Genomic DNA, 24,284 nt, shown 5'->3' with positions numbered 1-24,284 from the left:
CCGGCGTACCACCGGGCGCAGCCGCGAGCCCGTACGATCGACAATGTGTCAGCCGCACCGGTGCCGAAGCCGATCCCGGGTGGGCGGCTGCTGTTCTCGCTCGACCCGTCGGTCGTCCACCTCAACCACGGCTCGTTCGGCGCGGTGCCGCTCACCGTCCAGCGGGTCCAGCAGCGGCTGCGCGACGAGGTGGAGGCCAACCCGCTGCGCTTCCACGCCGTCGGCCTGGTCGACCGGATCGCCCATACCCGCCGGCACCTCGCCGCCTTCCTCGGCGCCGACCCGGACGGCAGCGCCCTGGTGCCGAACACCACCACCGGCACGGCCCTGGTCCTGGGCTCGCTCGACCTGCGCCCCGGCGACGAGGTGGTCACGACCGAGCACGGGTACGGCGCGGTGCGGCTGGCCGTCGACGCCGCCTGCGCCCGTACCGGTGCGGTGCACCGCACGGTGCCCCTGCCACCGGCGCCTACCGACGACGAGGTCGTCGCGGCGGTCACCGGAGCCGTCACCGGGCGTACCCGCCTGGTGATCGTCGACCAGATCACCTCGCCGACCGCGCGGCTGTTCCCGGTCGCCCGCATCGCGGCGGCGCTGCGTCCGGCCGGGGTACCCGTCCTGGTCGACGGAGCGCACGTGCCCGGTCAGCTCCCGGTCGCCGTCACCGACATCGGCGCCGACTTCTGGGTCGGCAACCTGCACAAGTGGGCGTACGCGCCGCGCGGCACCGCGCTGCTGGCCGTGGCACCCGCATGGCGGGAGCGCCTCCGGCCCCTGGTCGTCTCCTGGGAGCAGGAGACGGGCTTCCCGGCCAGCGTGGAGTGGCAGGGCACGCTCGACTACACGCCGTGGCTCGCCGCCCCGGCCGGGCTGTTCACCCTGCGCACCATGGGCCTGGAGGCGGTCCACGCGCACAACGCCCAGCTCGCCGGGTACGGTCAGCGGGTCGTTGCGGCGGCACTCGACGCCGAGGCGCCCGAAGGGCCTCCCGGGCTGGCGATGCGGGTGGTGCCGCTGCCTCCCGGCCTGGCAACCGACCCGGACTCCGTGGCGGCACTGCGCCAGCGCGTCGCCGACGAGTTGCGCGTCGAGGTGGGCATGAACGCGTTCCGGGACCGGGTGCTGCTCCGCCTTTCGGCCCAGGTCTACAACCAGGTCTCCGACTACGACCGGCTCGCCGAGCGGCTGCCGGACTTCCTGGAGCGGCTCTGACCGGAGCGGCGCTGACCGGAGCGGCGCTGACGCCGCCCGATCGTCGGGCGGCGTCACACGGCCAGCGGCAGGAGCCGGACCCGGCCCCGACCGACCAGGACCAGCGGGTCCAGGTACACCTCACCACGCCGCAGCCCCCAGTGCAGGCAGCCGGCGGCCGGACACCCCTCGTGACCGGCGTCGAGCACGCCGAGCGGGTCCCCGGCGCGCACCACCTGCCCGGCGACGACGGTCGGTGTGACCGGCTCGTACGTCGTCCGCAGCCCGTCGGTGTGGTCGACGCTCACGATCGTGCGGCCGCCCACCTGGCCGGCGAACCGGACGGTCCCGGGGCCGGCGGCGCGAACCGGCACGCCCGGCCGCCCGACCAGGTCGACACCCCGGTGGCCCGGTAGCCACGGCCGTGGCGGCGGTGTGAACTGGCGGGCGACCGGTGGCGGCCCGTCCAGCGGCCACCCGAACCGGCCGGGGACCGGCGACGGATCCGGCAGCCGCGGTGGAGCCGGCGACGGATCCGGCAGCCGAGGTGGAGCCGACGACGCCGGCCCCGCCGGGACCGCGAGCAGCAGGGTGGCGGCGAGCGCCAGAAATCCGGACGAGCGGGCGGGTACGAAGGGCATACCGGCAGCATCGGGCCGGCGGACGGGTGGTCACCAGACGCGGGTCCGACCCTGTGGACGGCGAGGGTGACTGTGGACGGGCGTGCCGGACCGGAGTGGATCTGGTACGGGACCTGGTGCCGCGTCGGGCAACGCTTGCGCGCTTCACCACCCTGCCCGGCAAGCACCGCCTTCGCCCACCACATGCGTGGCCAACGGGTGGAGCCACTCGCCCCTGTCGACCCGCCCGTTCCCGGCTGGCGGGGACGGGTCGAACAGGCGAGTGTCCGCGGGGGTCTCGGTCAGGCGCCGACGTAGGCCGCGAGGTGCTCGCCGGTGAGGGTGGAGCGGGCGGCGACGAGGTCTGCCGTTGTGCCCTCGAAAACGATCCGGCCGCCGTCGTGGCCGGCGCCCGGGCCGAGGTCGATGATCCAGTCGGCGTGCGCCATGACCGCCTGGTGGTGTTCGATGACGATGACCGACTTGCCGGAGTCGACGAGCCGGTCGAGCAGGCCGAGCAACTGCTCGACGTCGGCGAGGTGGAGGCCGGTGGTCGGTTCGTCGAGGACGTAGACGCCGCCGTTGGCAGCCATGTGGGTGGCCAGCTTGAGCCGCTGCCGTTCGCCGCCGGACAGGGTGGTGAGCGGCTGGCCGAGGCTGAGGTAACCGAGCCCGACGTCGGCGAGCCGGTCGAGGATCGCGGCTGCTGCCGGCGTGCGCGCGTCGCCGGTGCCGAAGAACTCCTCGGCGTCGGTCACCGACATCGCGAGCACCTCGCTGATGTCCCGGCCGCCGAGGTGGTATTCCAGCACCGATGCCTGGAACCGCTTCCCCTCGCACTCTTCGCAGGGGGTGGCGACGCCGGCCATCATCGCCAGGTCGGTGTAGATGACGCCGGCGCCGTTGCAGGTGGGGCACGCGCCCTCGGAGTTGGCGCTGAACAGCGCCGGCTTCACGCCGTTGGCCTTCGCGAACGCCTTGCGGATCGGGTCGAGCAGTCCGGTGTACGTCGCCGGGTTGCTCCGTCGCGAGCCACGGATCGGGGTCTGGTCGACCGACACCACTCCGTCCCGGCCGGACACCGAGCCGTGGATCAGCGAACTCTTGCCCGAGCCCGCCACCCCGGTGACGACCACCAGCACGCCGAGCGGGATGTCGACGTCGACGTCCCGCAGGTTGTGGGTGCTGGCGCCGCGCACCTCCAGCACCCCCGACGGTGTCCGTACCGAGGGCTTCAGGCAGGCCCGGTCGTCCAGGTGCCGCCCGGTGAGCGTGCCACTGGCCCGCAGCCCGTCGACGGTACCCTCGAAGACCACCTGGCCGCCGGCGGTACCCGCGCCCGGGCCGAGGTCGATGACGTGGTCGGCAATGCCGATGACCTCCGGCTTGTGCTCCACGACCAGCACCGTGTTGCCCTTGTCGCGCAGCCGCAGCAGCAGGTCGTTCATCCGCTGGATGTCATGCGGGTGCAGGCCGATGGTGGGCTCGTCGAAGACGTAGGTGACGTCGGTGAGCGAGGAGCCGAGGTGGCGGATCATCTTGGTGCGCTGTGCCTCGCCACCGGACAGCGTGCCCGATGGCCGGTCGAGCGAGAGGTAGCCCAGCCCGATCCCCACGAACGAGTCGAGGGTGTCCTGCAGCGCCGCGAGCAGCGGTGCGACGGACGGTTCGTCCAGCCCCCGTACCCACCCGGCCAGGTCGCTGATCTGCATCGCGCAGGCGTCGGCGATGTTGATCCCCTTGATCTTCGACGACCGGGCGGTCTCGCTCAGCCGGGTGCCCTCGCAGTCCGGGCACGTGGTGAACGTGACCGCCCGCTCCACGAAGGCGCGGACGTGCGGCTGCAGCGCGTCGACGTCCTTGGACAGCATCGACTTCTGGATCTTGGGGATGAGCCCCTCGTACGTGAGGTTGATGGCGTCGACCTTGATCTTGGTCGGCTCCTTGTAGAGCAGGTCGTGCAGCTCCCTCTTGGTGAACTTGCGGATCGGCTTGTCCGGGTCGAAGAAGCCACAGCCGGTGAAGATGCGGCCGTACCAGCCGTCCATGCTGTACCCGGGGATCGTGAGCGCACCCTCGTTGAGCGACTTGCTGTCGTCGTACAGCTGGGACAGGTCGATGTCGTTGACCGATCCCCGACCCTCGCAGCGCGGACACATGCCGCCGAGGACGCTGAAGCTTCGCCGCTCCTTCGTCGTTTGGCCGCCGCGCTCGATGGTGACCGCGCCGGCGCCACTGATCGAGGCGACGTTGAAGGAGAACGCCTGCGGCGAGCCGATGTGTGGCTGCCCGAGCCGACTGAAGAGGATGCGCAGCATGGCGTTGGCGTCGGTGGCGGTGCCGACCGTGGAGCGGAGGTCGGCACCCATCCGCTCCTGGTTCACGATGATCGCGGTCGTCAGCCCGTCGAGGACGTCGACCTCGGGCCGCGCCAGCGTCGGCATGAAGCCCTGCACGAAGGCGCTGTAGGTCTCGTTGATCAGCCGTTGCGACTCCGCGGCGATCGTGTCGAACACCAGAGAGCTCTTGCCCGAGCCGGAGACGCCGGTGAACACCGTCAGCCGGCGCTTCGGGATCTCGACGCTGACGTCCTTGAGGTTGTTCTCCCGGGCGCCGTGCACGCGGATCAGATCGTGGCTGTCGGCAGCGTGCGACGCGGGCGACTGCGAGTCCGCCCGGGTGGCCTTGCTCATCGTGTCTCCATCTGTTGGGCGGAGCCGCCTTCGCGGTCTCCATCGACATCGCCTGGCTCGATCTGATCAGATTCGAGCAATATGTCTGGTTCTCCGCTGCTCCGGCCGTGGAACCTCCGGGCCCCGGCCACGCCGCCGTCGGCCGATCGCCTCAACCGAGCCCGGCCCGCACGAGGAGGACCGCCGGGACCACCTCCGGGTGGTCGCGACAGAAGGCCAGGGGTGCGTGCGGGCCGTCGGGCGGAATGAAGGTCGCGTGAACGGTGCCGTCCATGGCGGTCACGCTAGCCGCGGCTCGGGGGTCCGCGCTTCTCGAATCCTGATCGGTCTGGCCACCTGTTTCGCGACGCACGATCCGAACCCGCCGTCGCGCGCACCGCGTGGCGCCGATAGACGCCGGTCGGCACGCCGACCAGCTCGGTGAAGCGGGAACTGAAGGTGCCCGGCGAGAGCGGCCGACCGCGAAGCAGACCTCGGTGACGCTCAGGTCGCCACGACGCGGCAGCGCCATCGCGCGCGCGATGCGCCGCGTTGGCCCGGTTCACCGCGCTGCGCCACGTCCGTGTCGACGGCACGGACCACGAGAGTCACGCCCGGGCACCCCGGCACGCGCAGGATCGAATGCCGCGTGAGGTGGTCAAGCGCGCAGACGTTGCCTGACGCGGAGCTAGCCGGCGAATCCGCTGTCCGGCAGCGAGATGTCCGGCTTCTCCAGCTCCTCCACGTTGACGTCCTTGAACGTCATCACGCGTACGTTCTTGACGAAGCGGGCCGGACGGTACATGTCCCAGACCCACGCGTCGTGCATCTCGACTTCGAAGTAGACCTCGCCGTCGGAGTTACGCACGTGCAGATCCACCTGGTTGGCCAGGTAGAAGCGACGTTCCGTCTCCACCACGTACGAGAACTGGCGGACGATGTCGCGGTACTCCCGATAGAGCTGGAGCTCCATCTCGGTCTCGTACTTTTCGAGATCTTCGGCGCTCATCACATTCCGCCTTCCATGCAAACATTGTCGCCCACCGCCGCCGTTCCGGGTGCGGCCACGCCGGACGCCACGCCGACGGTACTCCGCTGCGACCCTTCGTCCACCACTGCGGCCACGTTGGCGTACGAGAAGCGGTGTACCCGGCAGGGGCCGTGCCGCCGCAGCGCGGCCGTGTGGTCGGCGGTCACGTAGCCCTTGTGCACGGCAAAACCGTACGCCGGCCAGGTGCCGTCCAGCTCGACCATGATCCGGTCCCGGGTCACCTTCGCCACCACGCTGGCCGCCGCCACGCAGGCCGCCACCCGGTCGCCCTTCCACACCGCGAGGCCGGGTACGCCGAGCCCGTCGACGGGGAACCCGTCGGTGAGCACGTACTCGGGGCGCTGCGGCAGTTGGGCCAGGGCCCGCCGCATGCCGGCCAGGTTGCACACGTGGAGCCCCCGGCTGTCGATCTCACCCGGAGGGATGACCACGACAGAGTACGCCACCGCCCGCGCGACGACCTCCGCATAGACCCGTTCGCGGGTGGCGGGGGCGAGCAGCTTCGAGTCGGTCAGCCCGTCGATCTCACCGCGCCGGTCCGACGGAAGGACGACCGCGGCGGCCACGAGTGGACCGGCGCAGGCGCCCCGGCCGGCCTCGTCGGCCCCGGCGACGTACCGGAAGCCGCGCCGCTGCAATGCCCGTTCCAGCGCGTACAGGCCGGCGCCGCGGTTGACGACGGTACGCGGTGGGTTCAGCACGGCCCGTCCTCCACCGTCAGGGGCATCAGCAGGTCCGGTGCCAGGGTGGCCAGCAGGTCCGGTGCCAGGGTGGCCAGCAGGTCCGGCAGGGTCGGCGGATAGATCTGCTCGCCCGTGGCGCGCAGCTCGTCCACCGGCCACCACCGGTATGCATCGACCGAGGCCCGCTCGATCTCGGTGTGGCCGGTGAAGTCGACCTCCCAGGAGTCCACCCGCAGCAGGAAGAAGTCCTGCTCCTGCCGGTACCACGCCCCGTCGAAGGGGAACTCGATCACCTCGTGGAAGACCGGTGCGCCGACCGTCTCGGCGGACACCCGCAGACCGGTCTCCTCGAACAGTTCCCGCACCGCGCCCTGGACCGGCGACTCGCCCTCGTCCAGACCGCCGCCCACGGTGAACCAGTATCCGTGGTCCGGCCGGGCCGGGTCGCGGCCGTGCAGCATCAGCACCCGCCCGGAGGCGTCGACCAGCAGTACGCGGGCCGCCCGGCGGGATATCGCGTCGGGTCGAGTCATGGCAAGCCCAGCCTACGACCGGGCTACGACACCCACGCGACCACCACCCGGGTAGGGCCGGTCACGGCTTGGGCGGGTCCGGTACGTGGTCGAAGGTGCTCGGCACGGTCAGCCACGACCCGCGGTCGAGCGGCCAGAAGACCACGAACGCGCGCCCCACCACGGATTCCTCCGGAATGGTGGCGACCGTGGTGTCCCGGGTGTTGAGGTACTGCTCCCGGGAGTCGCCGGAGTGCGACCGGTGATCGCCCATGACCCACAGCCGACCCTTCGGCACGACCACGTCGAACGGCTCGTCGCTGGGCAGGTCGGCGGAGCCGTCTGCGTCGTGGTACAGGTACGGCTCGTCGAGCGCGCGGCCGTTGACCGTCAGCCGGTGCTGCTGGTCGCAGCAGACGACATGGTCACCTCCGACGGCGATGACCCGCTTGATGAAGTCGACCTCGGTAGGGTCGCGGCGCCACGAGGTGGGTGACTTGAAGACCACCACCTCGCCGCGGTGCGGAGAGCGGAAGTCGTAGACGACCTTGTTGACCAGCACCCGGTCGTTGATGTTGAGGGTGTGCTCCATCGACTCCGACGGGATGTAGAACGTCTGGAGCACGAACACGCGAACCAGAAGCGCGACGACGAACGCGACGACGACAAGGATCGGGAGCTCACGCCAGAACGAATTCTTGTGCCGGCTGGCCTGTTCGTCAATCACGCGAGGAGCCTACGTCCTCGCGTCCACCGAACACGCCGGGAACGCGCCGCGAGAGCCGAACTCGCCAGCAGCGGCAGGGTGACGACCGTCTCGGGAGTTCCACCCGACGGGACGGGGGCCACCGGCTGCCGTTGGGGCCCCGCGGCGGCGAACGGCCTGGGCACCTTACTGAAGGTGGCCGGGACCCCGAGACCGGCCCAGTGGCTGCTCGGCCACACGATCGTGAACGCCCGCCCGATCACGTTCTCGATCGGCACCTGACCCTGACACCGCGAGTCCTGCGAGACCAGCCGATGGTCGCCCATCACGAACATCTGGCCCTGCTCGACGGTAATCGGCCCGAACCGCCGGGAGCGGCACTCCTTGGGGCTGGGCGGCGCGTCGATCGGCGAGTTGTCGGTGACGTACGGCTCGTCGAGGGGGTATCCGTTGACCGTGACCCGGCCGTTGGCATCGCAGCAGGCCACGGTGTCACCGGGCAGGCCGATGACGCGCTTGATGAAGTCCTTCTCGCCCGGCTGGCTCACGCCGACCAGGTCCCCGATGGTGTGCCCGAGCTTGGCGAAGAACCCGGCGTTGGTGTCGACCTGGTTCTCCGGAGCCCAGTTGTCGGTACCCCGGAACACCACGATCTCGCCGCGCTCCGGCTGGCGCACGTCGTAGACGATCTTGTTCACGAGCACCCGGTCGCCGACCTGCAGCCGCTCCTCCATCGACCCGGAGGGGATGAAGAACGCCTGCACCAGGAACGTACGCACCAGCACGGCGAGGCAGAAGGCCACAATCAGCAGGAGCGGCAGCTCCTGCCACAACGGCATGTCCTTGCGCTTGGCGCGTACCGGCGCAGCCGGCGGAACCCGATCAGCGGGGTACCCGTCGCGCTCCCGGTCGCGCCGCGGCGGCACGTCCGAGCGCCCACCCGCCGGGCCGTATCCCGGGGAGGGGCGCTCGTACCGCGGGTGCGGCTCGACACGGTCAGACGAGTCCCGTTGATAGGGGTCGTATTCGTCGGAGTCCCGGTACATCACTGCCGCAAGCCTAGAGGGCCAGCGCTACTTTGGGGAGCCCGCGAACCGACGTCAGCTCGCCTGCTTCTCGCGCTTCTCCTTGATCTTGGCCTTCTTGCCCCGGAGCTCGCGCAGGTAGTACAGCTTGGCCCGGCGGACGTCACCGCGGGTCACAACCTCGATACGGTCCAGCGCCGGGCTGTTCACCGGGTAGGTCCGCTCGACGCCCACGCCGAAGCTGACCTTGCGGACGGTGAAGGTCTCCCGCAGACCGGTGCCCTGGCGCGCGATCACGACGCCCTGGAAGATCTGGATCCGGGAACGGTTACCCTCGACAACCCGCGCGTGCACCTTGAGCGTGTCGCCGGCACGGAAGGCCGGGATGTCGGTCCGCTGCGACTGGGCGTCAAGAGCGTCCAGCAAGTTCATCGCTGCTACATCCTCGTGGCTCAAGGCGCACCGGGACACGGCGCGCGGCTGAGATCGAACTGAGTTACCGGGTCACCGGGAACGCGGGGCTACCAGGACCACGGGTCACGGCGGCACCAGGCCGCGGCAACCTCACTACTTTGCCATATCGGAGGGCCGGACCTGAAATCCGGCCTCCGTCAAAAGCGCCACATCCCGTTTGTCCAGGTTCTCCGGCGGCAGCGCGGCCAGCAGATCCGGCCGGCGGGCCGCCGTACGCAGCAGCGCCCGGTCGCGCCGCCACCGCGCGATCCGCCCATGGTCACCCGAACGGAGGATCTCGGGCACATCGTGGCCGCGCCAGCTCGCCGGCTTGGTGTACATCGGCGCCTCCAGCAGGCCACCGGTGTGCGACTCCTCCAGCAGCGAGTCGGCGTTGCCCAGCACCCCGGGCAGCAGCCGGACGACCGCTTCGAGGATCACCAGCACGGCGACCTCGCCACCGAAGAGCACGTAGTCACCCAGCGACACCTCACTGACCGGCATCCGGGTGGCGGCGTGGTCGAGTACCCGCTGGTCGATGCCCTCGTACCGGCCGCAGGCGAAGACCAGGTGCGGCGCGTCCGCCAGCTCGTGGGCGGCCGCCTGGGTGAACGGGGTCCCGGCGGGCGTGGGCACCACCAGGCGGGCACCCTCGCCCGCCACCGCGTCCAGGGCCTCGCCCCACGGCTCCGGGCGCATCACCATGCCCGCACCGCCGCCGTACGGGGTGTCGTCGACGGTCCGGTGCACGTCATGCGTCCACGTCCGCAGGTCATGGACGGCGACGTCGAGCAGCCCGGTGGTACGGGCCCGCCCGATCAACGACAGGTCGAGCGGGGCGAAGTACTCCGGGAAGATCGTGACGATGTCGACTTTCATGGTCGCCTCACCTTGCGATCGTGGACGGCAATGCGGCCTGAAGGTGGCACCGGTGTCCAGGATCGCGAAAAGAGCTACAGGTCGAACAGGCCCTCGGGCGCGGTCACCACGATCCGGCCACCGGGCACGTCGACCTCCGGCACGATCGCCTTGACGAACGGCACCAGCGCACTGCGGCCGTCGGGACGGCGCAGGACCAGCAGGTCCGAGGAGGGTGCGTGGTCGATGCGCACCACCTCGCCGAGCGGCTCCCCGTCGGGCGTGACGACGGCCAGCCCGATCAGCTCGAAGTCGCTGAACTCGTCGGGGTCGTCGCTGGTACGCACGTCCTCGCTGTTGACGCAGAGCAGGACGCCGCGCAGCCCCTCGGCGATGCCACGGTCGTAGATGCTGTCGAAGACGACCAGCAGCCGCCCCTGGTGCGGCCGGACGGTCTCGATGGTGAGGGTCGCGGGCACGTGCGGAGCGGCGCGCCCGCCCGGGTCGGTGATCAGCACCGACCCGGGCGTGAAGCGTTCAGCGGGTTCGTCCGTGCGCACATCGACGACAACCTCACCGAGGATGCCGTGTGGGCGCACGATCCGACCGACGACGAGCTGCATCAGCGACTAGTACGAATCGACGATCTCGACGCGAACACCGCGCCCGCCGATCGATGTGATCACCTGGCGCAGGGCCCTCGCGGTACGCCCGCCACGCCCGATGACCGTACCGAGGTCCTCGGGGTGCACACGGACCTCCAGGCGCTGGCCGCGCCGGGAGTCGACCATCCGGACGCGAACGTCGTCCGGGTGGTCGACAATGCCCTTCACCAGGTGCTCGAGCGCCGGGCGCAACGAGTCAGGCCGTTTCGCCGGCGCCGGCACCAGCCTGCTCCTCCGCCTGCTCGGCCGCGGGCGCCTCCGCCTTCTTGGCGGCGGGCTCCTCCGCCTTCTTGGCGGCGGGTGCCGCCTTCTTGGCGGCGGTCTTCTTCGCGGGCGTGGCCTCGGCGGCCACGCCGGCGGCAGCCTGCGCCGCAGCCTCGTACGCCGCGCGACGGTCGGCGCGCTCGGCCTTGACCTTCAGCGGCTCGGGTGCCGGCAGACCCTTGAACTTCTGCCAGTCGCCGGTCTTGGACAGGATCGCCTGCACGGCCTCGCTCGGCTGGGCGCCGACCTTCAGCCAGTGCTGCACGCGGTCGGAGTTGACCTCGATCAGCGAGGGCTCCTCCTTCGGGTGGTAGATCCCGAGGAACTCGATCGCCCGACCATCGCGCTTGGTGCGCGAGTCGGCGACGACGATGCGGTACTGGGGGTTGCGGATCTTGCCCATCCGCAGAAGCCGGATGCGTACGGCCACTGTCTGCTCGCTCCTGGATTCGTGGTTGTTGAGATCCTCGCCGGCTACACGCGGTGGGGATCGCGCGAACGGCAGCTCGGTGGACTGGTGACGTGCCCGGGTTAGAGGGCGCCGAACACGTACCGGATACCAGCCGACCATTGTGCCAGATGCATGAAGGCAGCGCCGAACAACCCTGCCCGCACGGGCCGCTCACCACCGGGCAGGCCATACATCGGGCCGCTCGCGGTGGATAAACAGCCGTCATACCGACGAAGAGAGTAATAGGGACATAACCTACATAGGTGGTAGAAGGTCACTCAACGGTCGCCGTCCGCAGATCCTCCGGCAGGGGCAGTTCCCAAGCGCTGGAGCGCTGGGTCCCGCCGCTGCTGGCCCTCGTGGCGGGAAACCTGCTGTTCTGGTTCGCGGCCCGCCGCCATGGCTTCAACTGGCTCGACGCCATGTCGCGGGCCCGGTACGACACGTTCCAGTACCTGAGCATCGCGCAGCACGGCTACCGGGTGGAACGCTGCCCGGCGCCGGGGCAGGTGCTCGAGGCCTGCGGCAACATCGGCTGGTTCCCGCTGTACCCGCTGCTGCTGCGGGCCGTCCACCTCCTCGGCGGCTGGAGCCTGGTGACCATCGGCGCGTTCGTCGCCGAGGTGGCCCTGCTCGGCGCCCTCATCGCGGTGTGGCACCTGCTCGGCGCCCGGGTCACCGGGGGTACGGTCGCCTGCCTCACGGTGGCCGCCGCCTGGCCGGGCGCGGTCTACTACCACGCCATCTTCCCCATCGCGCTGTCGGTGCTCCTGGCACTGGTCGCCTGGTGGCTGCTCGACACCGGGCAGTCGCGGCCGGCCGGAATCGCCGGCCTGCTCGCCACCATGACGTACGGGATCTCGGTGCTGATCGCACCCGCCATGCTGCTGTACCTGTTCCTGACCCGGACCCGCGGCTCCCGGGCGTGGCTGCGGGAGGCGGCCGAGACGTGCGGGCTCACGTGTCTCGGCGTGGTCGTCACCGGCGCCGTCATGTGGTACGACACCGGCCGGTTCACCCCGTATCTGGACTTCCAGCGCCGCGTCACCGGCGGGCGGCTGCACAACCCGGTGGAGTCGTACCGCCAGCTTCTCGACACGGGCAGGATTCCCTACGCCAGGGGCACCGGGGCACACCCCTGGCCGACGGCGGAGATCGTCAGCACCCTCCGCTGGGAGCTGCGCGCCGCCCTCATCCTGCTGGTCGCCGCCGTGCTGGTGGTCGCCGTGCAGGCCATCCGCCGGAGCGCCACCGCGCTCGACATCGCGCTCGTCGGGTACGGGATCCTGATGTTCACGGCGCCGCTGGTCATCTGGCCGCACACCACCCAGGTCCGGGCGCACGCCCTGATGATGCCGATGGTGCTGGTGTTCCGACATCTACCGGCGGCTTTGTCCGGCGTGCTGGCCGCCGGCTCAGTCGTGCTCGCGTACGCGCTGGGCGCGCTGTTCGTCCTATCCTCGCTGGTCTGACCGTTCCTCGCCGGCTTCACCATCCTCGGCGGTCCGACCAACGGGCCGGCGGTCGACCGACCGCCGGCCCGGCACCGACGGCGGGGCCGCTCACACCGACGCGGTGCGGTCCCCCAGCGCGGCGAGCAGCTGGTCGCTGCCGACCACCCGGCCGAAGTGGCCGTGCAGGTTCGCCGCGGTCACGGCCATGATCTGCTCGGCGGAGATGCCGGCCTCGTCGAACGTGTACGTGGCGTCGAGCGCGTAGAGCATGTCGTACCCGAGGTCACCGGCGAGCCGGGCGGTGGTCTCGCAGCACCGGTTGGTCTGGATGCCGCAGATCACCACCTGCCCGATGCCCGCGCCGGTGAACCAGGCGTGCAGGTCCGGCGAGCCGTGGAACGACGAGTGCACGCTCTTGACGACCTCCAGGGCCGGCTCCAGGTCGGCGACGACCGGCTTGTACGCGTGCCCCGGGGCCTGCGGCGCCAGCGGCGAGCCGGGCTGGCGCGAGGCGTGCCGGACGCGTACGACGGGACGCCCGGTCGCGGTCCACCCGGCGACGAGCCGGCCGATGTTCTCCTCGGCGGCGGGGTTGGAGCGGCGACCCCAACGCGGGTCGTCGAAGCCGGTCTGGACGTCGACGACGATGAGGGCCGCGTCGGGGCGCAGCTCGATCGGGGTGGCACTGGACGGGACGGTGACGGGAGCCGACGCCGACTCGAAATCGCTGGTCATGCCGTTCATCGTGGATCGGTGGACGCCGCCGCGACAGTGGCAGCTTTGACCATCATGCGCCGAATACTGCCATGATCGTTTCTGGCCCGACGCGTGATCACGCTGGCATGATGGCGGCATGCGAACCGTGGCCGTCCTCCTCCACCACGCCGTCCGGCTGTTCGACTACGGCGTGATCCACGAGGTCTTCGGCGTCGACCGACGCGACGACGGGGTACCACCGTTCGACCTGCGCCGCTGCTCGCCGGGCCGGCGCCCGGTCCGGTTGGCCGGCGGCGCGAGCCTGTCGGCCACCCACGGCCTGTCCGGGCTCACCGGGGCCGACCTCGTCCTGGTACCCGGCGCCGAACCGGCCCCGCCGACCGGCAACGACGCGGAACGGCGCGCCCTGCGGGCGGCCCACGACGCCGGGATACCCGTCGCCGCGCTGTGCAGCGGCGCCTTCCTGCTCGCGGACGCGAGGCTGCTGGACGGACGCCGGGCGACCACGCACTGGCGGCTCACCGCCGCCCTGGCCGCCCGGCACCCGGCGGTGACCGTGGTGAACGGTCCCCTCTGGGTCCACGACGGTCCGTTGTGGACCTCCGCCGGCACCGCCGCCGGCATCGACCTGTGCCTGCACCTGGTCCGGGAGGCGCACGGCGCCACGGCAGCGGCGACGATCGCCCGGCGCATGGTCACTCCCCCGCACCGCGACGGCGACCAGGCGCAGTACCTGCCCCGCGTGATCGAGCCGCTCCCCGACGAGTTCGGCGGCGTCCTGGCGTGGGCCCGGGAGCACCTCCACCACCCGCTCACCGTCACCGGCCTGGCGCGGCGGGCCCACCAGTCCCCGCGTACCTTCGCCCGCCGGTTCGTGGAGACCACCGGCACCACGCCGCTGCGGTGGCTGCACCACCAGCGGGTACAGCTCGCGCAGGAACTCCTCGAACGCGGTGACCTGCCGGTGGAGGAGGTAGCGCGACGCGCCGGCTTCGGCACCACGGCCGCCCTGCGCCGGCACTTCAGCCGGGACGTCGGCACGACGCCGACCGCGTACCGGTCCCGGTTCGCCGCGGCGTGAGACATCCCCTGTCGTCGACAAGGGCGCCCCTCCCATCGGATATCCGGTGAGAGGGGCGCCCGTGTCGACGAACGCGCGTCAGCCCAGCGGGCCCGGCAGCCGCACCCTCGGGGTGGTGGTCAAGCCGGTCACGTCACCGGGCGACTGGCCGGGGCAGAAGGCGTCACGGGCCGGCAGGACGCCCTGGGCGAGGAAGGCCGTGGCGACATCATTCGCACACGGCGCCCGCGTGAACAGGTACACCCCGTGCCCACCCTGGTCGACGCTGATGAAGTCGGCCCGCTTCCCCAGCGACTGCCGCAGGCCGAAGCCGGTGATCCACGGCGTGGCGGGGTCGCGCAGGTTCTGCAGGATCAGCACGTTGCGCGGCCCCTTGTCGGTGACCTCGACCGGTGGCTCCGTCGGGCGGCTCGTCCAGAAGGCGCACGGCCACGCGTTGGACGGCATGCCGGCGGTCGCCGGGAACACCCGACGGTCGACCGCCACGTTGCGCGCGTACGTCCCGATTTCCCGGGGCCAGGCGACGTCGTCGCAGACGACCGAGTACAGCGCGGCGATGTCGTTGTCCACCGGCACCTGCTGGGCCGCCGGGCGCGACCGCAGCATCTCCCGCAGCACGGACGCGACCTCCGGCGAGCCGGCCGACACGGGCGCGGGCGCGCTCGACTCCGCCAGGAACTGCCAGACCTCGGCCAGCGCTGGGAACCCGTGGTCGTCGTACAGCGAGCTTCGGGTGATCTCGCGGAGGACGTTGCCGTTGACCGTCAGACCGGGCAGCGGCAGCGGGTCGCGGTCGAACCGGGCGGCCAGCTCCTCGTAGGTGTGCTCGACCGCGTGCGCGGTGGCCCCGAGGTGGTAGGTGGCGTCCCGGTCGGCGGCCCACTTCGTGAAGTCGGGCAGCCGCAGCGCGATCGCCGGCCCCCAGGTGCGCCACATGTCGTACCAGACGAGCTTCGGGTCGACCGCGCTGTCGAGCAGGATGCGGTCGCTGGTGCCGGGGAACAGCGAGGTGTACACCGCGCCGAGGTAGGTGCCGTAGGAGTACCCGAGGTACGACAGCGTGCGCTCGCCCAGGGCGGCCCGGATCCGGTCCATGTCCCGGGCGGTGTTCGCCGTCGTGATGTGGGGCAGCAGGTCCCCCGAGAGTCGGGCGCAGTTCTCCGCGGTCTGCCGGCCGAACGCCACGTTCCGGTCGATCGAGCCGTCCGGCGTCGGGTACGGCAGGATCAGGTCGACCTCGGTGTCCGCACCGATGCCGCAGGTGACCGGCGTGCTGTGGCCGACCCCCCGGGGATCGAAGCCGATGAGGTCGAAGCGGTCGGTGACGTCGGTGGGCAGCAGCGGGAGCAACTGGGCGGGAAAGTCCAGCCCGGAGCCCCCGGGGCCACCGGGGTTGAACAGCAGGATCCCGTGGCGCAGGCCCGGCTTCGCCGTGGGGATCCGGGACACGGCGATGTCGATCTTCCGGCCCTGCGGTTTGCGGTAGTCCAGGGGTACCTGAAGGGTGGTGCACTGCTGGCGGGGATCGCGTTCGACCCCGGCGGGAGCTGGTGGACAGGATCCCCAGGCCAGGGCCGGCGAACTGCCGGCCGCGTGACCCGGTGTCGGTGGCGTGAGAACCGCGACCATCGCGGCGACCGCCGCCACCGTGAGGAGATGCCGTCGCATCGGTGTACCTCCATCCGTCGTTGGCACCTTCCGGCACCCTAGGCGGATGTGGCAACCCCGCGGCTATTCGTGATCGGTATTGCCGGATGCGGCAACGCGGGCTTCGAGCGCGCGCGGCCGGTCCCAGCCGGCGGGCAGCTCCGGCGGCGTGAGCCAGGACGGGTCCGGTTCGAAGTCGCACCAGGTCCCGTCGAACGGGAAGTGCCCGCCTTCGATCAGCGGGATCACCCGCTCCCCCTCCGCCCGTACCGCGTCGGGGTCCGGCACCCAGTAGTGGTCCGGGAAGCGCAGCCGCTCAGTCAGCTCGTGCTCGTCCTTCCACAGCCAGGACCGGTCCGGCTCGACCCAGATGTCGAGGTCCTGGTCGACGATGTCGAGACCGGCGGCGGCGCCGTCGTCCCAGCGCACCCCGGACTCCTCCAGGTTGACGTACCAGCCGGTGAACTCCCCGTCGTCGCCCCAGAACCACCACACCGAGTGGGCCGCCCCCGGCGGGACGAACTTCAGGATCCCCGGCCCTTCCCAGTTACCGGACGACAGCCGCCGCTGCCGGGTCACCCACTCCGCGAACGGCATCGACCGGATGGTCCGCCCATCATCGGCGCGCAGGCTGAGCACCGGGCTGCCGGGTGCGATCCACAGCAGCAGCCCGCGCTCGTCGTCACTGACCACGCGCATGACCCGGACCCAGGCCAGCCGGTCACGCTGGAAGTGCCGGTGGACGATCACCCGGCCGGGGGCGAACCGCATCAGTACGCGCGGGCCAGGTAGGCGACCAGGTCGGGTTCGTCCTCGGAGCCGGGCACCGAGCCGTCGGCGCGGGTCAGGCAGCGCACCGTCACGCCCTGGGCGTTGACCTTCGCCTCGCCCTCGGCGCCGACCGCCGACCAGGGCAGCCGGGCCCAGCCGGTGGCCGCCGCCTCGATCGCCTCGTCGACGCCTCCCACGTCGGCGGTGTGCGACTCGCGGCGGGCCAGCGCCTCGTCGTAGAGCGCCTGCTGGTCCTCGGCGAGCGCGGCGGTGACGGCCGACACGACGTCGGCGACCGGCGTCGGCGTCTTCGTACCGGGGATGCGGCGGACCAGCACCACGTTGCCGGCGGCGAGGTCGCGCGGCCCCACCTCGACGCGGACCGGGTACCCCTTGAGCTCCGCGTCGACCGCCCGGCGTCCGAACGGGGTGTCGGTCCGGTCGTCGAAGCCGACCCGGATGCCGGCGTCCCGCAGGGCGTCACGCAGCTTCGCCGCCTCCGCCGCCACGCCGTCGCCGTCCTTGACGATCATCACGTGCGCCTGGATCGGCGCGATCCGCGGCGGCACCCGCAGCCCGTTGTCGTCGCCGTGCGCCATGATCAGGCCACCGAGCATCCGCGTCGACGTACCCCACGACGTGGTCCACGCGTGCTCCTGGCGACCCTCGGCCGAGGAGTACACGATGTCGAACGCCTTCGCGAAGTTCTGGCCCAGCTCGTGGCTGGTGCCCATCTGCAGCGCCTTGCCGTCGCCCATCATGCCTTCGAGCGTGTACGTGCTGGTCGCGCCGGCGAACCGTTCGCGCACCGTCTTCCGCCCGACCACCACCGGGATGGCCAGCATCTGGCGCATGAACTCCTCGTACACGTCGTGCAGGATGGCCCGGGCGTACGCGCGGGCGTCGGCCTCGCTGGCGTGCGCGGTGTGCCCCTCCTGCCACAGGAACTCGCTGGTGCGCAGGAACACCCGCGGGCGCAGCTCCCAGCGCACGACGTTGGCCCACTGGTTGAGCAGCAGCGGCAGGTCACGGTAGCTGCTGACCCACTTCGCCATGAACTCGCCGATCACGGTCTCCGAGGTCGGCCGGACCACGACCGGCTCGGCGAGCTGCTTGCCGCCGCCGTGCGTGACGACCGCCAGTTCCGGCGAGAAGCCCTCGACGTGCTCGGCCTCGCGGCGCAGGTAGCTCTCCGGGATGAACAGCGGGAAGTACGCGTTCTGCGCACCGGCCGCCTTGATCCGGTCGTCCATGTCGGACTGCATGCGCTCCCAGATCGCGTAGCCCGCCGGTCGGATCACCATGGTGCCGCGGACCGGACCGTTGTCGGCCAGCTCGGCCTTAGCGATCACGTCCTGGTACCAACGGGGGAAGTCTTCTGCCCTCGGTGTGAGCACACGCGCCATGACCGGTCATCCTAGGCGCTCCACCCATCGGCCCGCCCGCCGGCCGTCACCTGCGCCGGTCACCGCGCCCGGCCGCGGCGCCGTCGTCACCCGCACAGCCCGGCTGCGGCGCCGTCGTCACCGCACGACCCGGCCGCGCAGCACGATCCGCCGGGGCGCCGCGAGCACCCGAAGATCACGGCGGGGGTCGGTGTCGTACACGACCAGGTCGGCCAGGCCGCCCTCGACCAGGCCGGGGAAGCCGAGCCATGCGCGCGCTCCCCACGAGCCGGCTCGCAGGACGTCCAGCGCCGACATGCCGGCCCGCTGGTGCAGCCGCAGCATCTCCTGTACGGCCAGGCCGTGGTTGATGCCGCCACCGGCGTCGGTACCGACGTAGATCGGCACACCGGCCTCGGCCGCCGCCGCCACCACGCGCGGGAACCGGTCGCCGAGCGCCCGCATGTGCCGGGCGTACCCGGGGAACTTGCCGTCCGCCCGGGCGGCGATGTCGCCGAACGTCTCGATGTTGATCATCGTCGGCACCAGGGCCGTCCCCCGGCGCGCCATCTCGGCGATGTCGTCGTCGCTCAGCCCGGTGCCGTGTTCCACCGAGTCCACGCCGGCCCGTACCAGCGCCGCTACCGACTCCTCCGCGAACGTGTGCACCGCCACGCGCGCACCGGCCTCGTGCGCCGCCTTGATCGCCGCGGCCATGTCGGCGGGGTCCCAGGCCGGTGCGAGGTCTCCCGTGCCGCGGTCGATCCAGTCGCCGACGAGCTTCACCCAGCCGTTGCCGGCCGCCGCCTGCCGGGCGACCTCACCGGGCAGCGCATCGGCGGTGACCTCCACGCCGATGTCGCGCAGGTAGCGGCGCGGCGGGGCGACGTGCCGGCCCGCCCGGCTCAAGCGCGGCACCTGCGGGTCGTCGTCGAGTTCCGGGTACGGGTAGGGCGAGCCGGCGTCCCGGATCGCGAGTACCCCGGCGTCCCGGTCGATGGTTGCCAGGGCCCGCGCGTCGTCGAGCCCGCCGATCGGGGCCCCGCCGCGCGCGATCCCGATGTGGCAGTGCGCGTCGACCAGGCCGGGCAGGACGAAGCCACCATCGGCGACGGTCTCGGCGCCGGGCACCGGATGCAGGGTCACCCGGTCGCCGACCAGCCACAGGTCGCGTACCTCGTCGTCGGGCAGCACCACGCCCCGTACATGCAACGCCATGCGGCTCAACCTACCGTTGGATCACCCGGAACCCGCCGCCAGATCATCCGGCCGAGCGACCGTCGGTCCTGTTGAGGGGCCGGCAGCCGGTCCCGGTGCGGGCCGGCCGACCGGTGATCACTTGCCGAACGCGATCCGTTTACTGGGGGCCGGGAAGTCCTGGGCGGGCTTGCCCGCCATCGCGTCGCGCAGGGTCTCGGAGACGGAGGCGTCGACGTGGTTGTGGTCGGCGCTCGGGTCACGCGGCCAGTCCGGGTCGGCCTCGATGCCGGCCACCGTCACCTGGCGGGTCGAGGCGACCAGCGTCGCGGACTCGTTGGTGTCGGTCGTACCGGTCTTGCCGAACACCGGCTTGCCGACGGTTGCCGACACGCCCGAGGCGGTGGACGCGCCGCGGCACTGCCCGAGGCCGCCCCGGTCACCGACGGGGCAGCGGGCGGCGTCCACCGCGGCGCGCGCGACGTCGGCGTCGACGGCCCTGGTGCACTTGGGCTTGCCGGTGTCGAGCTTCTTGCCGCTGGCGTCGCGGATCTCCAGGATCGGGGTCGGCTCGCAGTGCGTGCCGTCGTTGGCCAGGGTGGCGTACGCGCCGGCCAGGTCGACCGGGGTGGTCAACGACACGCCCAGGGTGAACGAGCCCCACTGGTCCGCGCCGCGGCCGGTCGCCCTCTCCTGGTCGCCCGGCTCGCGGAACTTGATACCCAGCCGGGTCGCCACGTCGATCGCCTTCGCGGCGCCGGCCCGTTCTATCAGCGGCACGAAGTACGTGTTGACCGACTTGCCGAAGCCGGTCCACATGTCGAACCTGCCCTGCTCGCTCTTGCTGGCGTTGCTCGGGCACCAGAAGTGGGTGCCGGGGCAGTTCGTGGAGTCGGTGATGTACTTCGACTTGTACGTGGCCGGGGCGTCGATCGTGGTGTTGAGCGGCATGCCCTGTTCCAGGGCCGCGAGCATGGTGAACATCTTGAACGTCGAGCCGGCCTGGTACCCGTGCACGTCACCGCCGCCGCCGATGAGCGGGTTGGTGGTGTTGGGGAACGAACCGGGCCCGCGCTTGTTCTTGTCCGGGTTGGTCTGGTTGCCGCTGGTGTCGAGGCTGAAGGTGCGGTTGGTGGCCATCGCCAGTACCCGGCCGGTGCCCGGCTCGACGGCGGTGAGCATCAGGGCCCGCCGGTCGGTGTCTTTGATCTTCGCGTCGACGTTGCGCTTCATCGCCTGCTGGATGCCCATGTCCAGGGAGCTGATGATCGTGTACCCGCCGCTGCGCAGCCGGTTCTCGCGCTCGTACGCGTCCGCGCCGAAGGCGGGCTGCTCCAGCCACCACCGGTACAGGTAGTCGCAGAAGAAGCCGGCGCCCAGCGCCGGGTACGGCACCGATACGCAGCCCTGCGACAGGCGTTGGTCGGTGATGGTCAGCGGCGCCTGCCGGGCCTCGTCGGCCTGCTGGGCGGTGATGTTCTTGGCCTTGACCATCTGGTCGAACACGTGCTCGCGGCGCTTGAGCGCGGCCTCCCGCTTCTCCGGGTGGGCCGCGTCGGCCGGGTCGTACACCGACGGCGCCTGGACCAGGCCGGCCAGCAGCGCCGCCTCCGGCAGGGTCAGGTCCTTGGGGTCCTTGTTGAAGTACACGTGGCTGGCGGCGTAGATGCCCCAGGCGCCGTGCCCGAACGGGGCGATGTTGAGGTACCGCTCCAGAATCTCCTTCTTGGAGAGCTTCTGCTCCAGCGCCATCGCGAGCTTCATCTCGCGGATCTTGCGGGTCTTGGTTCTCTCGCTCGCCGCGACGACGTCCTCGGGGGTCTTGGCCGAGTAGATCGCACTCTGGCGCACGTACTGCATCGTCAGGGTCGACGCGCCCTGGGACGATCCGCCGTTGTTGGCGACCAGGGCCCGGCCGACGCCCTTGAGGTCGACGCCGTTGTGCTGGTAGAAGCGGGTGTCCTCGGACGCGACGATGGCCTGCTGCATCACCGGCGCCACCTCCGACAGGGGGACGTCGCGGCGGTTCTCGTCGTAGAGCATCGCCAGCAGCGTCTTGCCGTCCGAGGCGTAGATGAACGAGCTCTGCGGGGCGGGCAGCGAGGTGAAGTCACTGGGCAGGTTGTCGAAGGCGGTCATGCCGGCCGTTGTCAGGGCTCCGGCCATCGCCGCGGCGGGGAGCGCCGCCGCGGCGACCACCACGCCCGCTATCACCCCGCAGCCGAGCAACGACAGGATCTTCCGGATGGCCTGCTCGCGCATGCACCGCCCCCAATAGGCACAACCCTGCGGACCGCCCACCGTCGGACCGGCCCCGGTCACCAGACGCCGTACCCGATTCGCGGGGTAGCGGCGCACATCGAAGCTGTCGCCTACGTCACAATGACGAACGACGCTGGGACGATTATCCCGTACGGCGTCCAACCGCCCGGAACCGGGGCGTGGCGCTGGAAACCGCCCCGGCCCCGGCGCCACGCGATGGCCGGCCGGGGCCGGTCACCGGGTCTCGTACCGACCCGGCGCCGGCCGGCGTGACGGCTACCGGTCCGAGGCGGTGGTCACTTGCCGTCGCGCTTGCCGAACTTCGAGAAGTCGATCTTCGGCGGCTTGAACCCGGCAGGTCCGTCGGGGCTGTTGGGGTCGAGCGCGCTCGGGTCCAGCCCCGGAGGCAGAGCCGGCATGCCGGGAAAACCGCCGGGCAGCCCCGCCGGCATACCACCACGGGGACGCCCGCCGCTCTTGCCCTTGCGCTTGTTCTTGGGCGACTTGGTGGCCTTGCGCCGCGCCCCGGGCAGCCCCATCATCCCGCCCATCTGCTTCATCATCTTCTGCGCGTCGGCGAAGCGGTTGAGCAGCTGGTTGACCTCCATCACCGTGACGCCCGAACCGTTGGCGATGCGCAGCCGGCGGGACGCATTGATGACCTTCGGATTGTCCCGCTCGCCCGGGGTCATCGAGCGGATGATCGCCGTGATGCGGTCGAAGTGCTTGTCGTCGACCTCGGCGAGCTGGTCCTTCATCTGCCCCATGCCGGGCAGCATCGCCAGGACGTTGGCGATGGGCCCCATCCGCCGCACCGCCACGATCTGCTCCAGGAAGTCCTCGAGCGTGAACTGCTGACCGCCCATGAGCTTGGCGGTCATCCGCTCCTTCTGATCCTCCTCGAACGCCGCCTCGGCCTGCTCGATGAGGGTCAGCACGTCACCCATGCCGAGGATGCGCGAAGCCATCCGGTCGGGGTGGAAGACGTCGAAGTCCTCGAGTTTCTCGCCGGTGGAGGCGAACAGGATCGGCTGGCCCGTCACGTGGCGTACGGACAGCGCCGCACCGCCTCGGGCGTCACCGTCCAGCTTGGACAGTACGACACCGGTGATGCCGACACCGTCGCGGAACGCCTCGGCCGTCGCGACCGCGTCCTGACCCACCATCGCGTCGATGACGAACAGGACCTCGTCCGGGTCGACCGCGTCGCGGATCGCCGCGGCCTGCGCCATCATCTCGGCGTCGATACCGAGCCGGCCGGCAGTGTCGACGATGACGATGTCGCGCATCTGGCGGCGGGCGTGCTCGATCGACTCCCGGGCCACCGCCACCGGGTCACCGACGCCGTTGCCCGGCTGCGGGGCGTACACCTCGACGCCGGCCCGCCCACCGAGCACCTGGAGCTGGTTCACGGCGTTGGGCCGCTGGAGGTCCGCGGCGACCAGCAGCGGTTGGTGCCCCAGCGCCTTGAGGTGCTGGGCGAGCTTGCCGGCCAGCGTGGTCTTGCCCGAACCCTGCAGGCCGGCCAGCATGATGACACTTGGCGGCTGCTTGGCGAGCTGGAGCCGGCGACTCTCGCCACCGAGGACCTGCACCAGCTCCTCGTGCACGATCTTGATGACCTGCTGGGCGGGGTTGAGCGCCTGGGAGACCTCCGCGCCCCGGGCGCGCTCCTTGAGGCGGGCGATGAACGCCTTGACCACCGGCAGCGCGACATCCGCCTCCAGCAGCGCGAGACGGATCTCCCGAGCCGTCGCGTCGATGTCGGCGTCGGTGAGCCGCCCCTTGCTCCGCAGCTTGGAGAAGATCCCGGAGAGCCGGTCGCTAAGCGTGTCAAACACGGCGCTACATCCCTGAATGTCGGATTTGTTGCTGGTCTGCGAGGCAGCCGCCCCGACGCAAGGGTATAGGGCCGGAGGCGATAACCGGATGGTCACCCGCGGCGGGCGCGGCAGAGCGCGGGAAACGGGGCGGTGACGGATACCGCGGAACACCGGTGCGCCACGGTCGCCGGGCGGGCACGACGCCGGTACCGGCGCTCATCGGCGCGCCGCCACCAGGTCCAGTATCTCCGCCGCGATCCGCTGTGGGGTACGCCCGTCGCCTGCGTCCACCTCGACCGTACCGGGCTCGGTCGCGGCGAGTCCGTCGAAGGCCGCCAGTGCCGGCGCGACGTGCGCGTGCCGCCACTCCCGGGCCCCGACGAGCTCCGCGTCACCGTCGATGCGCGACCGCAGGACCGGCTCGGGCACCCGGAGCACCATCTGGTGCACCGGGATCCCTCGCGACCTCAGACCGCCGAGGATCTCCGTGCGGTAGTCCGCGCGCAGCAGCGTCATCGGTACCACCCAGGTGATCCCGTGCACCCTGGCGAGGCCGCCGAGGATCCGGACGGTGAGCGCCCGCCAGGACGGCAGGTCCTGGAAGTCGCCGGTCGGCACCTCGCGGACCCGCATCAGCACGTATCCGATGCGCTCCGGGTCGAACTCCCGCCACCCCGGCCGGGCGGCGAGCAGCGCCGAGGTGACCGCCGACTTCCCGGCGCCGAACGCACCATTGATCCAGATGATCACGGATCGACCCTAGAACCGCGGCGCAACCCGCCAGGTGGGGCCGCGC

The 24,284-nt window shown here is 71.3% G+C and carries 24 protein-coding genes and 1 pseudogene; 3 read left to right on the top strand and 22 right to left on the bottom strand.

Annotated features, from left to right (window positions below):
• The first annotated feature begins 45 nt into the window (after window positions 1–45).
• Window positions 46–1,212: an aminotransferase class V-fold PLP-dependent enzyme gene (locus ACNTMW_RS07275; protein ID WP_426632634.1), complete on the top strand. Its 1,167-nt coding sequence runs from the start codon at window positions 46–48 to the stop codon at window positions 1,210–1,212.
• A 53-nt stretch (window positions 1,213–1,265) separates the two neighbouring features.
• Here ACNTMW_RS07275 and ACNTMW_RS07270 read toward each other — a convergent pair whose 3' ends face one another.
• The 14 genes and pseudogenes from ACNTMW_RS07270 to rpsP form a co-directional block, all read right to left on the bottom strand.
• Window positions 1,266–1,832, bottom strand: coding sequence for a murein hydrolase activator EnvC family protein (locus tag ACNTMW_RS07270; RefSeq protein ID WP_426632633.1), 567 nt, complete (start codon window positions 1,830–1,832; stop codon window positions 1,266–1,268).
• A 281-nt stretch (window positions 1,833–2,113) separates the two neighbouring features.
• Window positions 2,114–4,504, bottom strand: a complete 2,391-nt coding sequence (locus tag ACNTMW_RS07265; RefSeq protein WP_426632632.1) for an ATP-binding cassette domain-containing protein — start codon at window positions 4,502–4,504, stop codon at window positions 2,114–2,116.
• A 151-nt stretch (window positions 4,505–4,655) separates the two neighbouring features.
• Window positions 4,656–4,778, bottom strand: coding sequence for a hypothetical protein (locus ACNTMW_RS07260; protein ID WP_426632631.1), 123 nt, complete (start codon window positions 4,776–4,778; stop codon window positions 4,656–4,658).
• A 5-nt stretch (window positions 4,779–4,783) separates the two neighbouring features.
• Window positions 4,784–5,036: pseudogene (locus tag ACNTMW_RS07255) on the bottom strand (helix-turn-helix transcriptional regulator); the annotation flags it as partial.
• A 135-nt stretch (window positions 5,037–5,171) separates the two neighbouring features.
• Window positions 5,172–5,492, bottom strand: coding sequence for a DUF2469 domain-containing protein (locus ACNTMW_RS07250; RefSeq protein ID WP_426632630.1), 321 nt, complete (start codon window positions 5,490–5,492; stop codon window positions 5,172–5,174).
• Complete coding sequence (locus ACNTMW_RS07245) at window positions 5,492–6,235, bottom strand: ribonuclease HII (protein WP_426632628.1); 744 nt, start codon at window positions 6,233–6,235, stop codon at window positions 5,492–5,494. Before ACNTMW_RS07245 ends, ACNTMW_RS07250 begins: the two co-directional genes overlap by 1 nt.
• Window positions 6,229–6,750, bottom strand: a complete 522-nt coding sequence (locus tag ACNTMW_RS07240; protein WP_426632627.1) for an NUDIX hydrolase — start codon at window positions 6,748–6,750, stop codon at window positions 6,229–6,231. Before ACNTMW_RS07240 ends, ACNTMW_RS07245 begins: the two co-directional genes overlap by 7 nt.
• A 61-nt stretch (window positions 6,751–6,811) precedes the next feature.
• Complete coding sequence (gene lepB / locus ACNTMW_RS07235) at window positions 6,812–7,456, bottom strand: signal peptidase I (protein WP_426632626.1); 645 nt, start codon at window positions 7,454–7,456, stop codon at window positions 6,812–6,814.
• Entirely contained in the window at window positions 7,453–8,274 is an 822-nt protein-coding gene (gene lepB, locus ACNTMW_RS07230; protein WP_426632849.1) for a signal peptidase I, read from the bottom strand. The genes lepB (ACNTMW_RS07235) and lepB (ACNTMW_RS07230) overlap by 4 nt, the downstream gene beginning before the upstream one ends.
• A gap of 261 nt (window positions 8,275–8,535) precedes the next feature.
• Entirely contained in the window at window positions 8,536–8,892 is a 357-nt protein-coding gene (gene rplS, locus ACNTMW_RS07225) for a 50S ribosomal protein L19 (RefSeq protein WP_426632625.1), read from the bottom strand.
• 135 nt (window positions 8,893–9,027) lie between these two features.
• The gene (gene trmD / locus ACNTMW_RS07220; RefSeq protein WP_426632624.1) at window positions 9,028–9,792 is read right to left on the bottom strand and encodes a tRNA (guanosine(37)-N1)-methyltransferase TrmD; all 765 of its coding nucleotides are present in this window, start codon (window positions 9,790–9,792) and stop codon (window positions 9,028–9,030) included.
• A gap of 74 nt (window positions 9,793–9,866) precedes the next feature.
• Window positions 9,867–10,394: a ribosome maturation factor RimM gene (gene rimM, locus ACNTMW_RS07215; protein WP_426632623.1), complete on the bottom strand. Its 528-nt coding sequence runs from the start codon at window positions 10,392–10,394 to the stop codon at window positions 9,867–9,869.
• Window positions 10,395–10,400: 6 nt separating this feature from the next.
• The gene (locus ACNTMW_RS07210) at window positions 10,401–10,658 is read right to left on the bottom strand and encodes an RNA-binding protein (protein WP_426632622.1); all 258 of its coding nucleotides are present in this window, start codon (window positions 10,656–10,658) and stop codon (window positions 10,401–10,403) included.
• Window positions 10,633–11,130, bottom strand: coding sequence for a 30S ribosomal protein S16 (gene rpsP, locus ACNTMW_RS07205; protein WP_426632621.1), 498 nt, complete (start codon window positions 11,128–11,130; stop codon window positions 10,633–10,635). Before rpsP ends, ACNTMW_RS07210 begins: the two co-directional genes overlap by 26 nt.
• Before the next feature lie 284 nt (window positions 11,131–11,414).
• Between rpsP and ACNTMW_RS07200 the strand changes: the two genes are divergently transcribed.
• On the top strand, window positions 11,415–12,623 hold the full coding sequence (locus ACNTMW_RS07200; protein WP_426632620.1) for a hypothetical protein: 1,209 nt from the start codon (window positions 11,415–11,417) through the stop codon (window positions 12,621–12,623).
• 90 nt (window positions 12,624–12,713) lie between these two features.
• Here the strand turns inward: ACNTMW_RS07200 and ACNTMW_RS07195 are convergent, their stop codons facing one another.
• Complete coding sequence (locus ACNTMW_RS07195; protein WP_426632619.1) at window positions 12,714–13,340, bottom strand: cysteine hydrolase family protein; 627 nt, start codon at window positions 13,338–13,340, stop codon at window positions 12,714–12,716.
• Window positions 13,341–13,458: 118 nt separating this feature from the next.
• Here ACNTMW_RS07195 and ACNTMW_RS07190 point away from each other — a divergent pair, with 118 nt between their 5' ends.
• Window positions 13,459–14,403, top strand: coding sequence for a GlxA family transcriptional regulator (locus ACNTMW_RS07190; RefSeq protein WP_426632618.1), 945 nt, complete (start codon window positions 13,459–13,461; stop codon window positions 14,401–14,403).
• A gap of 78 nt (window positions 14,404–14,481) precedes the next feature.
• Here the strand turns inward: ACNTMW_RS07190 and ACNTMW_RS07185 are convergent, their stop codons facing one another.
• The 7 genes from ACNTMW_RS07185 to ACNTMW_RS07155 form a co-directional block, all read right to left on the bottom strand.
• Window positions 14,482–16,071: an alpha/beta fold hydrolase gene (locus ACNTMW_RS07185; RefSeq protein ID WP_426632617.1), complete on the bottom strand. Its 1,590-nt coding sequence runs from the start codon at window positions 16,069–16,071 to the stop codon at window positions 14,482–14,484.
• Window positions 16,072–16,134: 63 nt separating this feature from the next.
• A complete protein-coding gene (locus ACNTMW_RS07180) occupies window positions 16,135–16,821 on the bottom strand; it encodes a ribonuclease FAU-1 family protein (protein WP_426632616.1) in 687 nt (228 codons plus the stop codon).
• Window positions 16,821–18,227, bottom strand: a complete 1,407-nt coding sequence (gene proS / locus ACNTMW_RS07175; protein ID WP_426632615.1) for a proline--tRNA ligase — start codon at window positions 18,225–18,227, stop codon at window positions 16,821–16,823. Before proS ends, ACNTMW_RS07180 begins: the two co-directional genes overlap by 1 nt.
• Before the next feature lie 117 nt (window positions 18,228–18,344).
• A complete protein-coding gene (locus tag ACNTMW_RS07170; RefSeq protein ID WP_426632614.1) occupies window positions 18,345–19,424 on the bottom strand; it encodes an amidohydrolase family protein in 1,080 nt (359 codons plus the stop codon).
• 117 nt (window positions 19,425–19,541) lie between these two features.
• Window positions 19,542–21,665 carry a transglycosylase domain-containing protein gene (locus ACNTMW_RS07165; RefSeq protein ID WP_426632613.1) on the bottom strand — a complete coding sequence of 708 codons (2,124 nt, stop codon included), beginning with the start codon at window positions 21,663–21,665 and terminating at the stop codon, window positions 19,542–19,544.
• A gap of 296 nt (window positions 21,666–21,961) precedes the next feature.
• Complete coding sequence (ffh, locus tag ACNTMW_RS07160) at window positions 21,962–23,506, bottom strand: signal recognition particle protein (RefSeq protein WP_426632612.1); 1,545 nt, start codon at window positions 23,504–23,506, stop codon at window positions 21,962–21,964.
• Window positions 23,507–23,704: 198 nt separating this feature from the next.
• Window positions 23,705–24,238, bottom strand: a complete 534-nt coding sequence (locus ACNTMW_RS07155; RefSeq protein ID WP_426632611.1) for an AAA family ATPase — start codon at window positions 24,236–24,238, stop codon at window positions 23,705–23,707.
• Between the last annotated feature and the right edge of the window lie 46 nt (window positions 24,239–24,284).

The organism is Planosporangium spinosum (assembly GCF_049999945.1).
Lineage (GTDB): Bacteria > Actinomycetota > Actinomycetes > Mycobacteriales > Micromonosporaceae > Planosporangium > Planosporangium spinosum.
This window is presented reverse-complemented; position numbering and strand designations above follow the sequence as displayed.

Bases quoted from the DNA above. Each gene is read 5' to 3' on its own strand.
- ACNTMW_RS07270 (WP_426632633.1), bottom strand. From the start codon at position 1,832: ATGCCCTTCGTACCCGCCCGCTCGTCCGGATTTCTGGCGCTCGCCGCC.
- ACNTMW_RS07265 (WP_426632632.1), bottom strand. From the start codon at position 4,504: ATGAGCAAGGCCACCCGGGCGGACTCGCAGTCGCCCGCGTCGCACGCT.
- ACNTMW_RS07260 (WP_426632631.1), bottom strand. From the start codon at position 4,778: ATGGACGGCACCGTTCACGCGACCTTCATTCCGCCCGACGGCCCGCAC.
- ACNTMW_RS07250 (WP_426632630.1), bottom strand. From the start codon at position 5,492: ATGAGCGCCGAAGATCTCGAAAAGTACGAGACCGAGATGGAGCTCCAG.
- ACNTMW_RS07240 (WP_426632627.1), bottom strand. From the start codon at position 6,750: ATGACTCGACCCGACGCGATATCCCGCCGGGCGGCCCGCGTACTGCTG.
- lepB (WP_426632849.1), bottom strand. From the start codon at position 8,274: ATGCCGTTGTGGCAGGAGCTGCCGCTCCTGCTGATTGTGGCCTTCTGC.
- rplS (WP_426632625.1), bottom strand. From the start codon at position 8,892: ATGAACTTGCTGGACGCTCTTGACGCCCAGTCGCAGCGGACCGACATC.
- trmD (WP_426632624.1), bottom strand. From the start codon at position 9,792: ATGAAAGTCGACATCGTCACGATCTTCCCGGAGTACTTCGCCCCGCTC.
- rimM (WP_426632623.1), bottom strand. From the start codon at position 10,394: ATGCAGCTCGTCGTCGGTCGGATCGTGCGCCCACACGGCATCCTCGGT.
- ACNTMW_RS07195 (WP_426632619.1), bottom strand. From the start codon at position 13,340: ATGACCAGCGATTTCGAGTCGGCGTCGGCTCCCGTCACCGTCCCGTCC.
- ACNTMW_RS07190 (WP_426632618.1), top strand. From the start codon at position 13,459: ATGCGAACCGTGGCCGTCCTCCTCCACCACGCCGTCCGGCTGTTCGAC.
- ACNTMW_RS07185 (WP_426632617.1), bottom strand. From the start codon at position 16,071: ATGCGACGGCATCTCCTCACGGTGGCGGCGGTCGCCGCGATGGTCGCG.
- ACNTMW_RS07180 (WP_426632616.1), bottom strand. From the start codon at position 16,821: ATGCGGTTCGCCCCCGGCCGGGTGATCGTCCACCGGCACTTCCAGCGT.
- proS (WP_426632615.1), bottom strand. From the start codon at position 18,227: ATGGCGCGTGTGCTCACACCGAGGGCAGAAGACTTCCCCCGTTGGTAC.
- ACNTMW_RS07170 (WP_426632614.1), bottom strand. From the start codon at position 19,424: ATGGCGTTGCATGTACGGGGCGTGGTGCTGCCCGACGACGAGGTACGC.
- ACNTMW_RS07165 (WP_426632613.1), bottom strand. From the start codon at position 21,665: ATGCGCGAGCAGGCCATCCGGAAGATCCTGTCGTTGCTCGGCTGCGGG.